We start from the raw sequence: 13,892 nt of genomic DNA, 5'->3' as shown, positions 1-13,892 counted from the left end.
CGGGTGCTTCCGTGTGGGAGGGGCCTAGTGGTTGGTTGTCGTGCCGCTTCTGATGCAGCGGAGTTTGAGTCTGTTGTTGGGTCGTCACGTGTAGCGCGGGTCAGCTGTGCGGTCAGAGTGGGCAGGGTTATTATAGGTGGTGGCAGCCCTGTAGTAGTGCAGTCTATGGCTCTTGGGGGTTCTGGGAGCCTCTCTTCAGATCTGGAAGAGATTCTCTGTCTTGCGAAGGAGGGGTCTGAACTCATCAGGGTTGCCATAAATTCTGAGGAGTCTATAAAAAGCATTCCAAGGATTGTTGAGCATTTGGTCAGCCATGGCTTCGATGAAAAAATGGTTGTTGGTTGCGGCCAATATGAGGTTGCAGACCTGCTGAATAAGTATCCGGACGATGCGGCGTTTCTTGGGAAAATAAGAATCAATCCAGGAAATGTAGGTTTTGGCGACAAGAGAGATAGGAATTTTGAATCTGTCATAGAATACGCCATAAAGCACGATATTCCGGTCCGTATAGGAGTCAACTGGGGGAGCCTGGATAAGGCCTTGATAGGCAAACTTATGGATGATAACGCATCCCTAGCGAGTCCGTACCCGGATAACGTGGTGATGAGAAAAGCCTTGGTGACGTCAGCCCTCCAGAGCGCTGAGCTTGCTGAACGAATAGGTCTTCCACGCAACAAAATAGTGCTTTCCTGTAAGACCAGCAAAGTGCGTGACCTGGTGGCAGTGTATTCTGCCTTGTCTGAGTCTGCCGACTACGCGCTTCACCTGGGATTGACCGAAGCAGGTACTGGATTGAAAGGCATAGTCAGCAGCACAGCCGGGATAGCACACCTTTTGCTCATGGGCATAGGTGATACCATCAGGGTGTCGCTCACATCCACTTCCAGGGAGGATAGGGCACAAGAGGTTAGAGTGTGTAAGGAAATTCTACAATCTTTAGGCTTGCGGTTTTTTTCTGCCCAAACAACTTCCTGTCCCGGTTGTGGGCGCACAAATTTTCCTTACTTTCAAAAGCTTGTAAGCGGAGTTAATCACTACATAGACAGGCGCATGCAGGTTTGGAAAGTGAGTAACCCCGGCGTAGTGAATATGACTGTCGCTGTTATGGGGTGTGTAGTCAACGGGCCCGGTGAGAGCAAGCACGCGAATTTGGGTATTAGCCTTCCTGGAAATGGGGAAAGGGAGGTTGCTGCCGTGTATGAAGACGGTAGAAAGCTCTGCACGCTCCATGGTGAAAACGTGCTCGGGGAGTTTCTCGAGATAGTTGAGTCTTACGTGCACCGGAAGTACGGTTAGGAAACATGGTCGGGAGCGATCGGTCTATCACAGGTGGGTAGGTCGGGCTGTATATGGCCGTGCTGCCGCGCGGACTGCTTGGTAAATCCCGTCAAGTATGCAACAATTCCCCGATACTCTTGCAATTGTGGTGCGTCCAATGGATACGGGTAAAATGTCGCTATCGGGGCATTTTTGCGAACTCCGGAGAAGAATTGTATTCTCCGTCGTGTGTTTTATCGGAATGTTTATTGTCTGCTATCTGTTCTCCGATAAGATATATGAGTTCCTGCTAGTCCCTTTGGTGGAGCTTGCAGGCGATAATGAAGACTTTTCTCTGATCTACACAGGCCTCACCGAAGCCTTTTTTGTGTATGTGAAAGTAGGGGCAACTGCTGCGCTGTTTTTTTCATTTCCCATTTTTACCTGGCAGCTTTATATGTTCCTTGCTCCGGGCCTGTACAAGGAGGAAAAAAGGGTTTTGCTGCCGTATCTAGTGGCCGCGCCAGTTCTATTCGCCGCCGGTGCGGCTATGGTGTACTACTACATATTCCCGCTGGCATGGAAATTTTTTATGGGTTTCGAGAATAGAGATGCCTCAGTCGGTGTACCCATAGACTTCATGCCATCTGTGAGCGAATATCTAGATTTAGTATTGCAACTGATGTTTGCCTTTGGCATGGCATTCCAATTGCCCGTAATACTCACCATGATGGCCAGAGTGGGCCTAATCTCATCCAAAACTTTGGCGGGAAAACGCAGGGTCGCAATTGTGGCTATATTCACTTTGGCTGCAATTTTGACGCCCCCGGATGTGATAAGCCAGATAGGTTTGGCAATTCCTATGTTGCTGCTGTACGAAGCCTCTATACTCGCCTGTAGGTACATTGAACGCAGGTAGGAGGACGAGTTTGTGTGCAGAATTCAGCAGTTTTGTCAGTAGAAAACTTACATTCAGCATTGGTTGCCCGTTATAGGGGGTTATATCTTCCTGGAATTTGTGCTAGTTATATAGACGATGTTCACCACTTTTTGGTGTGTTGTGAGGGGGAGTGTGCAGAATGACGCACTTGAGCTCCGGCTGCAAGCCCCTCAGGTGCGTGGTATGTTGACGGAACGGTGTAGTTGTTGTGAGTAAGATTTCAGGGTTCTTTTTGGAGAAGAGTAGGTTTACCCTGTTCGTTTTGTTTGTTATTTCCGTTGCCGGGGCGTATTTCTACTATAAGCTGCCACGTGAGAAAATTCCTGGGGTTAAAGCTCCGATTATTAACGTTACCGCCGCTATGGAGGGTGTGCCAGCAGAGCTCGCCGAGGTATTGTTGGCTCTGCCCATTGAGAGAGAGATACGATCGGTTACGGGAGTTAAGAAGGTTGTCTCTGTAGTGCGGGACGGTGTTGTCAGCATGGTGCTTGAGTTTAATCATGGTTCGGATATCAAGGCCGCTGTGGAAGACGTCAGAGCCCGGCTTGATGTGGTGCGTCCAAAGCTTCCCAGAAATGTTACCTCACTTTTGGCTGAAGAGCGGAATCTTGGTTTGCTGCCCGTACTAAGTGTGGCTGTTGCTGGGGATTTACCGACCAGGTCTTTGTGCTCTGTGGCACGTGAGCTAAAGTACAGGATTGAAGCTCTGGGTGATGTTTTTAAGGTAAATGCCGTTGGTCTGCGTAAGGATGTTGTGGAGTTGGACCTGGTTCCAGAACTTATGGAACACCACGGAATACAGCTAACAGATATGGTGCAGGCGATAGCAAGAAACCACGCTTTTGTAGATTATGGTGTGCTTGAATCGGAGGTTGGTAGCCATAAAATAAAGGTCAATGGCCTATTGGACAGCCGGAAACAGATTTTGGATGTGGTACTAAAAACGCGCGGTGATGCCGTGGTCACCATCGGCAATGTTGCAAAGGTGAAGCTGACTTTAGAGGACGCGAAAGAGTTTGCCAGAATTAATGGGCAACGGTGCATTGTATTGGAAATCTCCAAGAAGAACGGGAGCAATATTTCTGAAGTTGTTGGGCGCGTTACCGCCCTGTTGAAGGGTGCAAGTAAACTCCTGCCGGAAGGGGTGTCGCTGCCTTTTATCCAGGATCAGTCCCAGGAAGTGTCAGCCATACTGCATGAGCTTGAAAACACAGTGGCATTTTCGGTGCTACTGGTGATGTTGGTAATGATGGCGTTTATGGGCGTGCGCACAGCCGTTTTGGTTGCGCTTTCAATACCAATTTCCTTCCTGCTGGGGATTGTTGTCATATACGTCATGGGCTACACACTCAATATCGTAATACTGTTCACCCTAATCATGGTCGTGGGGATGTTGGTGGATGATGCGATAGTAGTGAGCGAGTATGCAGATCGGAAGATGGTATACGGGCTGGATAGAACGTCGGCGTACAAGTTGGCCTCCTGCAAGATGTTTTGGCCTATAGCCTCGTCTACTATGACTAGGCTGGTTGTTTTTATCCCCCTGCTGTTTTGGCCTGGAATTATTGGTGAGTTTATGAAGCACATACCAGTGGTTTCAATCTCCACGTTGGTGGGATCTTGGATTATGGCCATAGTATTCACTCCAGTGTTAGGCTCAATGTTTGGTAAGCCTTCGGCAACATCCGAGGAAGACGTATCTAGGATCAATGCGATAGAGGATTTGGATATCAGCAAGCTAGGCAGTGCGACGCGCTTGTACGCTAGGGTGCTGCGTGTTGTGCTTGATCACCCAAAAAAGTTCGTGTGCACCACCGCCGGGGCTTTGATGCTAGCTACGATAGCGTATTTCACGGTAGGTCCCGGGATGGAATTCTTTCCTGAGATTGAGCCTGACCGTGCCGTCATAGAAGTGAAAAGCGACAGCAACCTTTCGTTGCAAGAAAAAGATGAAATAATTAGATGCGCCGAGGAAAAAATTGCGGGCGTGGGTGGGATTAGGCTTCTCTATGCGCTGGTCGGGCACGGCTTGGATGATCCATGGAACAGCAGGGTGATTGGTGCAATTAACATCGAATTTCAGGACTGGTACCTACGCAAAAAATCCACCGTGCTGCTGAAGGAAATTATGGAGCGATTGCAGGATATTACCGGGGTAACGTTTGACGTCAAGAGCGATAGCATAAAGCCAAACAAGGGTAAGCCGCTGGAGGTGAACCTAAGGGGTGAAAGTGTTGAGGATCTGGAAGCCGCTGCCAATATTCTAGTATCTGCGATGGGAGAGTCTCAAGGTTTTACTGGGGTCACTCGCGACAACTTGCTTACGGGAGCGGAGTGGAGTGTTGATATCAACAGGAAGAAAGCAATTTCATTTGGTGCGGATGTAGTATTGGTGGGGCAGTTCGTCAAGTTGCTCACCAGTGGTACCATTGTGGGTAAATATTACCCAGAAGGCGCCAAAGATGGCGTAGATATTCTGGCCAGGTTTCGTGAGGGAGACAGATCACTTAAAGGGTTAGACCGCCTGTCTATAAATACCGTGCACGGGGCCGTTCCCGTCTCCTATTTTGTTGAAGAAAAAGTAAGGAGTGGAGTGGATGTAATAAAACGAGTGGACGGATTAAGGTCACTTACCATATATTCCAACTTGCTGCCGGGGCGTCTTATGAGTGAACGGGTGGAGTACCTAAAGGGTATTTTAGATGAGCAAGTTGGCTCCGATGTTACGGCTAGTTTTCTTGGGGACATCGAAAGCCAGGAAGAATCCAGGGAGTTTTTGATAACCGCATTCTGTCTAGTTTTGCTTCTGATGGTGTTAGTATTGGTAGGCGAGCTGAACAGCTTCTACTACGTCGCAGTGGTGATGACCGCGGTGTTTTTATCCGCCACGTGCGTATTTTTGGGGTTTTTGGTTACCTATAAGGCATTTGGGGTTGTCATGGGCGGGGTTGGTATCATCGTGCTTTCTGGTATAGTGGTGAATAACAACATATTGCTTGTGGATGCTTACCGAGAAAATCTTGAGACGTTGCAAGACAGAAAAGAGGCCATATTGAAATCTGCGCTCTCCAGGTTGAGGCCGATATTTTTGACTGTTATCACCGGGGTTTTGGGCCTGCTGCCCATGGCTTTGAGGGTAAGTATAGATTTTCTAGGTAGGCGAGTCCTGTATGATTCCCCATCCAGCCAAATGTGGTTTGAATTGTCTACCACGACTTCCGTAGGGCTACTGCTTGCCACGGTTATCACGCTGTTGTTCACTCCAGCAATTCTGATATTGGGTGAAAAGAAAGGAGAAGTTGCAAAAGTTGAAGCGAGCTAGGAGGATTTGCGGTGGTGCCGGTACAGGAACTGCTCGCTGTTGGTGGTGCGAACGTTCTAGTGGCTGTTGGACGGCTTGCGCAGGTTAGATGCTGGACGGCAAGTGCATGTTGGGACGTAGCAGAACTTTCTGGCACAACACGCAGTGTCCGGAAGTAAGGGGCCGGGAGTGCCTCTTCGGTGATAGCGGAGATGAGCGCGATGCCAGCTGGAGGCGCGTCTCCAAATCGTTGCACGGCGGCGTTGCAATTGTGCCGGCGGCAAGCGTGCAGGGCGCTACTCGCTAGGGCAGCCAGGTGGTTAATGTTCCTGTATATTTCGCAGGCAGCAAGCGGGATGGTCCTTATGCGGTTCTATGGCTGAGATACCATGTCTTGTTTCTGTTTTTCAGGGTGGAGAAATGTCTTGACTCAAATTGGCCTCATAAGTAGAATCGCCGTGGCGTGTTGCGTAAAAGCGCCGCTTCTACCATCAAGGTGTAATAGGCGTTTCGGGCTCGTGCAAGGGGTTTTATGGTGAATCTGTATAATTTTGATAATCTAGAGCTGATCAGAGTTGCTCGGGATGTTGCGGAGCAGAAGGGTCTGAATCTGGAAATGGTGGTAGATGCAATAGAGCAGGCTTTGGAGCTTGTGAGCCGCAGCAAGTATGGTGACTGTAAGATCAAGGCCTCAATAGACAGAAAAACGGGTGTGGTCTCTATCTCCAGGCAGGCTCTGGTGGTCAATGATGATATGAGCTTTGACAGCGAACAGTACGGTATTCCGCCTGGTGAGGTAAGCAAATACAAGCTGGTCAAGGTTTCTGATGCGGTTGCTGATGGCAAGGATGTAAAGGTTGGCGATATCTTGTTCGAGCCGTTGCCTCCTGTGGATGTTGACTATAACTCTGCCAAAGTTGCGAGGCAGAAAGTTGCGCAGCTGATAATGATCCAGGAGCGCAAGCGCCAGTATGAGGAGTTCAAGGACCGGGTTGGAGATCTTGTCTACGGGGTCGTCAAGCGGGTCGAGTACAACAACGTGGTGGTTGATCTCAACGGTAGTGAGGGGTACCTGCCTGTCTACAACACCATAAGGGGGGAGGTCTTCCGCCCAAATGATAGGGTGAAGGCCCACGTAGAAGAGGTGCGGCAAGAAGAGCTGTCTGGTCCCCAGATCTTTCTTTCTAGGGTCAGCAAAAGGTTCATGGAGCTCCTGTTCAAGCAGGAGATACCTGAAGTATACGATGGGATAGTGTCCATAAAGGCGCTGGCTAGGGACCCTGGTTCTAGGTCGAAGGTGGCCGTTTTCTCCTCAGACAAAAACGTGGATCCTGTGGGTGCGTGCATTGGTGCGCGGGGTGTGAGAATACAAAATATAGTCTCTGAGCTGCACGGGGAGAAGATAGACGTTGTGTTGTATTCATCAGACCTCGCGAAGTTTGTGGTGAGCGCGATAGCCCCTGCTGAGGTTGTGAAGGTCATCATAGACGAAGATGTGGAGAAGATAGAGCTGGTTGTTCCGGAAAATCAGGTCAGCCTGGCAATAGGTCGGTATGGCCAAAACATCAGACTGGCCTCTGAACTTGTGGGATGGGAGATTGACGTCATTGGGGATGAGACGGAATCTACACGGAAGGCCAAGGAGCTTAGTTCTGGGGCTAAGGTCTTCGTTGATGGGTTGGATGTCGAGGAGATTATAGGGCAGCTGCTGGTGAGCGAAGGTTTTTCCACGATAGAAGATTTGGACAAGGTTGATGTTGCCGAGATTACCGCGATAGACGGGTTTAACGAAGAGATTGCGGTGGAGCTCAAAAAGCGTGCTGCTGAGTATCTGACCCGTAGACGCGAAGAAGCGCTTGAGACGCTGAAAAATATGTCCGTGAGTGAGGAGGTTCTGGAGCTTCCGTATCTGGAGATAGAAGATGTTGTCAAGCTGTGTGAGGGTGGCATAAGAAGCGTGGAGGACATCGCCTCGATGTGTACCGATGAGTTTTATGATATGGTTCCCAAGGCAAGATTGAGTAAAGAGCAGGTGGATTCCATCATTTTGGAGTCTCGCAAGCGAATGGGGTGGATTTAGAGATTTTTCGGGTACTTGTTGATGAGTGATGTTGAGAAGTTTGGAGGAGATTGCGGCTCCTCTGGTGGCAGTGGGCGTCCTACGCTCAAACTTGGTACCAGAGCCTCTACGCTTGCCAAAACACCTACCTCCGCTGGCGGTAGAACCTTCATGACTGTTGAGGTGCGCAGCAGAAAAAGAAAAGCAAGCGGCGCATCTCCTGCTGAAGGTGTGGGCTATGGCACGTCACCCTATACTTCTGATGACAACAGGCAAGGGCAAATTTCCCGGTCTGCTACATGCAGTTTGACCGCAAGAGAGCAGCTTTCCAGAATTAATGCGATACACACGGCAGACAGTATAAGCGCTCAGAAAGAGGCTGCTAAGAAACTTCGGGATGAGGAAGAAGTAGAGGTGGCGCCCCCTGAAGGGGAAAGCGTGGTAGACGAGCCTGACAGCGTGAAAGAACCTGCCGCTGCCGCGGATGCAGTTGCGGACGTGGCTACTCCCGTGCTAGGTGACATCGCCCCCGGTGCCGCGGGTACGCGCCCTGGAAGAGGGGGGCACGACGACAAGGGTAAGAGGTATTCTTACCAAGGCGCTGGCGGGAAGATCAAGGAAAAAGAGGGTGGAGGCGGCGTCAAAAAGGCTGCGGCTTCCCGTGCATCCAGCAAACACATCAAACTGGATATAGAAAATGCCCTGAGTGGCACGGAGGAGAGATATGTCCTCACGGCGTCTTCCAGGCGTAGGGGCGGTTCCAAGAGCGATCGAAGAATATCCAGAGATGTTGTGATTCCTGATGAAATAGAGGTGAAGGCGCTGGCTGCCGCTATGGCAGAGAAGGTGGGGGATGTGTTGCGAGTGCTCTCACACATGGGTATAGAGGCCAGACAGAGCACCGCTATCGGGTCTGATGTGGCGAGCGAAGTTGCGGAAAGGTTCAGTCACCGGCCCAAGGTTGTTAGTAAAATCCAAATGGAGAGGGAACTGTCTGATATTAGCGACAGTGGCCTTACAATGGAGCCGAGGCCGCCAGTTGTGACCGTGATGGGTCATGTGGACCATGGAAAAACCTCACTCCTTGATGTTTTACGGAAGTCTAACGTTGCAGAAAAGGAGTTCAGGGGCATCACGCAGCACATAGGCGCTTATCAGATAGATGTTGATGGTAAAAAGATAACCTTCCTCGATACACCCGGACACGAGGCCTTCTCCGATATGCGTGCCCGGGGTACCAACGTCACTGACATAGTGGTTTTGGTGGTGGCCGCGGATGATGGAGTTATGCCTCAAACCGTGGAGTCCATAAACCACGTTAAGACGGCGGGTGTATCCATGGTGGTTGCAGTTAACAAGATAGACAGAAGCGACGCAAATGTTGATAAGATTACCAATGATCTACTGCAACATGGCGTGGTGCCGGAGAAGCTTGGGGGAGACGTCATGATTGTCCCCGTCTCTGCGAAGACGGGAGAGAATTTAGACAAGCTGAAGTCCAGTATATTACTGTTGGCTGAGATGTTAGAGTTGAGAGCCCCAGTTGAGGGTAGGGCACAAGGCGTGGTAATAGAATCAAAAATAGAAAGGAATTGCGGCGTTGTCGCTACTGTAATAGTGCAAAGGGGTACGCTGCGCAAGGGAAACGTAGTAGTAGCCGGAGACGGTTCATACGGGAAAGTGCGCAACATGTTTGATGACAGTGATAATAGTGTCGAAGAAGCATTACCCTCAATGCCCGTTAGAGTTTTAGGGCTTGATAAAGTACCTAAAGCGGGTGACGTCTTTCTGGTAATGCCTTCTGAAAAACACGCCAGAGATTTACTTGAGCATAGGGCAGGGATTAACCTCTCCCGTGGACGCGACTCTGGTAGGAATGACAGCGTTTTCACAGGACCGCTGTTCTCTATGGACAGGCCCGAAGGGGTCAACATGATACTAAAGGCCGATGTAGCTGGGTCCTTGGAGGCTATTTCTCGCTCAGTAGCGCAAATCGAGCACGAGGAGGTCAAGTTTAATATCCTACACAAAGATATTGGCGATGTTACGAAATCCGATATTTTGCTTGCCGAGGCCGCATCAGCCGTGGTACTGGCGTTTAACGTCAAGGTAGATGCTCAGGCCAGAGATCTTGTAAGGCAGAAGGATGTTGATATACGCCATCATCGGGTGATATACGACCTGATAGATGATGTGAAGGGTGTTGTTTGTGGAAAACTAAAGCCGATTATACGAGAGGTGCAGGTCGGGTTGCTGGTTGTGAGGGAAGTGTTTTCCAGCGGTAAGGGGGGGACGGTCATCGGTTGTTATGTGTCCGAAGGTGCGGTTAGTAGAGGCGCCTTGGTGAAGATCTACAGAAATGATGCGGTAACGTGCGAAGGCAAGGTAAAAGTCCTGAGGCGGTTTAAGGATGACGTAAAAGAAGTGGGCCATGGTCTGGAATGTGGTGTGCTGGTTGAAGGTGCCAAGGACGTTGCGGTGGGTGATGTGATAAAAGTTCTTGAAGTAGTAGAGCACGCTAGAGTAGTGGAATGATAGCTTTTACTCCATCGGCTGGGTTACGCAGCCTGAAGGTTGCATCGGTTCTCAAGAGGGCACTTGCCCAGCTGTTCATTCGCGAATTTTATGATTTAAGCAGCATGCTGTCTATATCTGGTGTTAAAGTTAGTGAAGACACGAGAAATGCCACAGTGTTCGTGGCAATTGGGGACAAGTCGGTTGATGGTGACGAAGTAGTCGCCGCGTTGAATGATGCGTCTAACAGCATTAGGAGAGCAGTATTCAGGTACCTCAAATTGCGGTACGTGCCCAGGTTGCATTTTAAGCTGGATGTTGAATTTGATAACTTCCTCCGAATTAGTGAGATAATGGCCACCACAAAGTGAGGTGTGCGGCCGCGTTGTAGAACTCGAGATCTACAGCTGGTTACTAGTTTTTGAACGGCTGTGCCACACGGGTGGATAGCTGCGGGATGTTGTGTCCCATGCCTGTTTCGTTGCCGGGGCCCGTGGCGGGCTGTGATCTTGATGTAGCCCATTATCCATCTTCATTTCTGATATGTGCGGCTGTAGGCCCATGCGCTTGTCAGGCTACCTAGGGTTTGTGATGCTGTGAACTGCGCTTTTCCTTCCAGCAGTCCATGCACTCCATTATTATCGGAAATAGCAGAGTTGTGTACAGGTAGCTGTGTGGGATGTTGTGCCCCATGCCTTCTGCTACGAGCAGCGCTCCCAATGCTCCTATGAACAACAACGCAATTGTTTTGACCCTCGCATGTTTGTGCACGATAGCTGACACCTCTTTGGACAAAAATAGCGCAACAATGGCGTATATGGAAAATATTATGGCGATGAGAAGTGTATTGTCAGTCAGCCCTACTGCCGATATCACGGAATCTAACGAGAGCATAAGATCAATCCCAATAATTTGTCCGATTGCTAGCAAAAATTTGGGTGAAGCACTAATTTTTGAATTTTGTTTAGGAAATATCTCTAAATAAATTTCCTGCGCACTTTTGTACACCAAGAAAGCCCCGCCGGCTATAAAGAACATGTTTTTGTAGGAGATTTGCACACGCGACAGCGTAATGAATTGTTCATCCATGGACAGCAAAAGCGAAGCTCCAAACAACATGACAAAGCGCATCACCAAAGCTACGCTAAGACCGCAAATTCGTGCCTTGTTGCGTAGACCTTCTGGAAGCCTTGAGGTGATAAGGGCTATGAAAATTAGGTTATCAATGCCCAAAATCATCTCCAGGAAAAACAAGGTGGAGAACTCAACAATGCTGTTACAATGGAGATTCATGGCAGATGCGTTATTTCCCGGCTATAGCGCGTAATTCACGAGGTAGTATACACGCTTTTGCGTTTTTGATCCCATTTTGTTTTCAATGTATTTTAATGCTTAGATGGTACCCTGGCCCCGAGAGTTGGGGGGTAGGATTTACGTGTTATCAAAGAACCTTGAGGCCAGTCTACACAGGGCATTGTCGATAGCTTTTGATTTTCGTCATGAGTGTGCAACCCTTGAACATCTGCTGCTAGCGTTGACTGATGACCTTGATGTCAGGCGGGTTTTGTATGTGTGTCGGGTGTCTATAGACAGATTGAGGGCAACTCTGATTAACTTCTTAAGATACGAAATGTCTATAGCGATGAATCAGAGCGTGACCGAAGTGCGGCCAAGCATGGCATTTGAAAAGGTGGTGCATAGGGCCATAGTACACGCACATGCCTCCGGAAAGGATGAAATTAACGGTGTGAATGTTTTAGCGGAGATTTTTTTGGAAAAAGACTCCTGCAGTGTTTCTTTTTTGAATGAGCACAACGTTAAGTACATTGATGTTGTGAGCTGTATTTCCAGCAACGAGCATCCGGAAGAGCTGTATGATCAGCATGATCTGGGCAAAGACGTAGATTTCGTCAAGCGAGGGGCGGTTGGGTTTCCTCACATATCCAAAGATGTGGTCTCAAAAGATGGCGAAAGCCTGGAAGCTTATTGTGTGAACCTCAACGTTTTGGCGAAGAATGGAAAGATAGATTATGTTATAGGTAGGCAGTACGAACAAGAGCGAACCATTGAAGTCCTGCTGCGCAGAAGGAAGAACAACCCCCTGTATGTTGGGGATTCTGGTGTGGGGAAAACCGCTATAGTTGAAGGTTTGGCGCTGCGCATCGTCGAAGGGAATATTGTGCCTCAACTCAAATGTGTAGAAATATACTCTCTCGACATGGGCTCTTTGCTTGCAGGGACGAGGTATCGTGGGGACTTTGAAGAGAGGATAAAGGCGGTTATCCGGGCTATAGAGAATAAGAAGAATGCCGTTCTTTTTATTGATGAAATTCACACTATTATTGGCGCCGGGTCCACGAGCGGAAGCCCGTTAGATGCGAGTAATCTGCTGAAACCGGCACTTGCCAGGGGCTCCATTAGGTGTATAGGTGCCACTACGTACAAGGAGTATAACAGCAATTTTGAGAAGGACCGGGCGCTGGCGAGGAGATATCAGAAAATTAATGTTGAAGAATCTACCGTAGAGGAAACCATACAGATTCTGAGTGGGATAAAGTCATATTATGAGATATACCACGATGTACACTATACCAGCCAAGCGGTGAAGTATGCTGCGGAGCTGTCGGACAGGTATATAGCCGAGAGAATGCTGCCGGACAAGGCGGTGGATGTTTTAGATGAAGCCGGGGTATATGCCAAGCTGCGCTCGGGCGAAAATGGTAAGGTTGTCACGGGCAGGGATATTGAATCAATTATTTCGCGAATTACTGAAATACCGTGCGACAATCTTTTCGCGAGCGATACTCACAAAGTGAAGAATTTAGAAGAAAATCTGAAGCAAGTTATTTTTGGGCAGGATGCTGCCATTTCGCAGATTGTGGATGCAATAAGAATTGCCAAGGCTGGGCTCAGGAGCCACCAAAAGCCACTTGCTAGTTACCTGCTGGCCGGCCCTACGGGGGTAGGGAAGACTGAGCTAGTGAAACAATTGGCAAAGAACATGGGGATGAAGTTGGTCAGATTTGACATGTCTGAATATATGGAGTCCCACACCGTTGCCAGGATGATAGGTTCTCCCCCAGGGTATGTGGGGTATGAGCAAGGCGGCCTACTCACTGACACCATAGCAAGGAACCAATACAGCGTGTTGTTACTGGATGAGATAGAAAAAGCCCATAGTAGCGTTTATAACATATTGTTACAAATAATGGATTATGGATGCATCACCGACACTTACGGGCGCAAAGTTAGTTTTCGTAATGTTGTCATCGTACTCACCACGAACGCCGGTGCGGTGGAGTTTAGTCAAAACGCTGTGGGGTTTGACCGTGACCGCACCTTTCATATAGGTAGTGAGCACAAAGCTATAGAGAAGATTTTCGGTCCGGAATTTTGTAACAGGTTGGATGCGGTGGTATCCTTTTCCTATCTGAGCGCTGATGTGATGGAAAAGGTGGTTGGTAAATTCATTGCCGAGCTCAGAGATCAGCTATCCAGAAAGGGTGTTGATATCAGCATCGACAAAGCGTCGGTGGAATTTCTGACGAAAATGGGGCAGCAAGACGGATACGGTGCGAGAAAGGCGCAAAGTGTGATTGCGCAAAAGATCAAGAAGCACCTGGCACTTGAAATGTTGTTTGGCAAACTGGCGTACGGGGGCAGGGTGGAAGTGAGATTTGACCCGCAGAAGGAAGACTTCTCGTATGAGTTTTTCGAAAAATCTGTTGATAGTATTGCATAATAACTTGCTGCGCGGTGGTTTTTATCGTTGATTATTTAGTCGAATCCTATAGATTTGTCCCATTGCGTCGCGGGGGGGT

The 13,892-nt window shown here is 49.0% G+C and carries 9 protein-coding genes; 8 read left to right on the top strand and 1 reads right to left on the bottom strand.

Annotated features, from left to right (window positions below):
• Nucleotides 1–27: 27 nt before the first annotated feature.
• The 7 genes from ispG to rbfA all read left to right on the top strand — a co-directional run bounded on the left by ispG (nt 28) and on the right by rbfA (nt 10,442).
• Nucleotides 28–1,296: a flavodoxin-dependent (E)-4-hydroxy-3-methylbut-2-enyl-diphosphate synthase gene (gene ispG, locus AMF_RS07785; RefSeq protein ID WP_010267785.1), complete on the top strand. Its 1,269-nt coding sequence runs from the start codon at nt 28–30 to the stop codon at nt 1,294–1,296.
• Between the two features lie 139 nt (nt 1,297–1,435).
• A complete protein-coding gene (tatC, locus tag AMF_RS07780) occupies nt 1,436–2,176 on the top strand; it encodes a twin-arginine translocase subunit TatC (protein ID WP_010270164.1) in 741 nt (246 codons plus the stop codon).
• Between the two features lie 229 nt (nt 2,177–2,405).
• The gene (locus tag AMF_RS07775) at nt 2,406–5,519 is read left to right on the top strand and encodes an efflux RND transporter permease subunit (RefSeq protein WP_010267784.1); all 3,114 of its coding nucleotides are present in this window, start codon (nt 2,406–2,408) and stop codon (nt 5,517–5,519) included.
• An 88-nt stretch (nt 5,520–5,607) separates the two neighbouring features.
• Nucleotides 5,608–5,805 carry a hypothetical protein gene (locus AMF_RS07770; RefSeq protein WP_010267782.1) on the top strand — a complete coding sequence of 66 codons (198 nt, stop codon included), beginning with the start codon at nt 5,608–5,610 and terminating at the stop codon, nt 5,803–5,805.
• 225 nt (nt 5,806–6,030) lie between these two features.
• Entirely contained in the window at nt 6,031–7,578 is a 1,548-nt protein-coding gene (gene nusA, locus AMF_RS07765) for a transcription termination factor NusA (RefSeq protein WP_010267781.1), read from the top strand.
• A 21-nt stretch (nt 7,579–7,599) separates the two neighbouring features.
• Complete coding sequence (gene infB, locus AMF_RS07760) at nt 7,600–10,092, top strand: translation initiation factor IF-2 (RefSeq protein WP_041660052.1); 2,493 nt, start codon at nt 7,600–7,602, stop codon at nt 10,090–10,092.
• A complete protein-coding gene (gene rbfA, locus AMF_RS07755; RefSeq protein WP_010264781.1) occupies nt 10,089–10,442 on the top strand; it encodes a 30S ribosome-binding factor RbfA in 354 nt (117 codons plus the stop codon). Before infB ends, rbfA begins: the two co-directional genes overlap by 4 nt.
• 208 nt (nt 10,443–10,650) lie before the next feature.
• Here rbfA and AMF_RS07750 read toward each other — a convergent pair whose 3' ends face one another.
• The gene (locus AMF_RS07750; protein ID WP_010267767.1) at nt 10,651–11,364 is read right to left on the bottom strand and encodes a TerC family protein; all 714 of its coding nucleotides are present in this window, start codon (nt 11,362–11,364) and stop codon (nt 10,651–10,653) included.
• 142 nt (nt 11,365–11,506) lie between these two features.
• On the opposite strand from AMF_RS07750, the gene AMF_RS07745 reads away from it, so the two are divergent.
• On the top strand, nt 11,507–13,813 hold the full coding sequence (locus tag AMF_RS07745) for an AAA family ATPase (protein WP_010267765.1): 2,307 nt from the start codon (nt 11,507–11,509) through the stop codon (nt 13,811–13,813).
• Nucleotides 13,814–13,892 lie beyond the last annotated feature (79 nt).

Source organism: Anaplasma marginale str. Florida, from assembly GCF_000020305.1.
Classification (GTDB): domain Bacteria; phylum Pseudomonadota; class Alphaproteobacteria; order Rickettsiales; family Anaplasmataceae; genus Anaplasma; species Anaplasma marginale.
This window is presented reverse-complemented; position numbering and strand designations above follow the sequence as displayed.